General features: G+C 38.2%; 1 protein-coding gene. It reads right to left on the minus strand.

The annotated features are described in order from the left end of the window. Positions 1–46: 46 nt before the first annotated feature. Positions 47–740 (minus strand): cyclase family protein (locus tag ACY2RQ_RS19550; protein WP_490114690.1); only part of this gene is annotated, 694 nt, incomplete at its 5' end.

The raw sequence follows: 740 nt of genomic DNA on the forward strand, positions 1-740 counted from the left end.
TAACGCCCGCATCAGGTGCGCCGAAGGCGTCACCTGGATGCACTTGTTATGTTTGAATTTCTACGAATGCTCGAACTGGAAATGTACCAAAGTTTTTGACTTTAACTGGTACGGCATAAAATGTGAAACCACTTTTTGGAACTTGATCCAAGTTGCACATATGCTCAACAATGAGAATATCCCCACCTAAAAGTGTAGAGTGAACTGGACGCTCTTTACCGTTTACATCATCAATATTGTAGGAATCAATACCAACAAGAACGACACCTTCATCACGCAAATATTTTGCAGCCTCTTCTGTGAGGTATGGATGCCCTTCGTAATATTGTTCGGTATTCCAATTTTGAGACCAATCCGTTTGGATTAGAACAGCTTTTCCAGAAAGCTCACTATTTATGAAGTATTCTTTCCCAATCGATTTAGCATTATTTCCAACAAAAACCTTTATTCCTTGAAGGCTTGCTAACGACTCTAGTTCTAACTCTGATAGGTCTTTACCTTCTTCGTAACGGTGAAAAGGAGAATCTAAATATGTTCCCGTGTTAGAACACATTTCAATTTTTCCTATCTGAAATGTTGTTCCTTCAGCATAATGATTTTTGGAATCTTCACGACTGAGATAGTCACAGATTATTGGTGCTGGCAAGCCTTTATATGTTATGAGCCCTTCTTCTATTGTATGACTCAAATCAATCAGTTTTTTCATTCTTATTCCTGAAGATTTTGATGAAGCTGCTTTC

Source organism: Parendozoicomonas sp. 209JJ7-1, assembly GCF_058147085.1.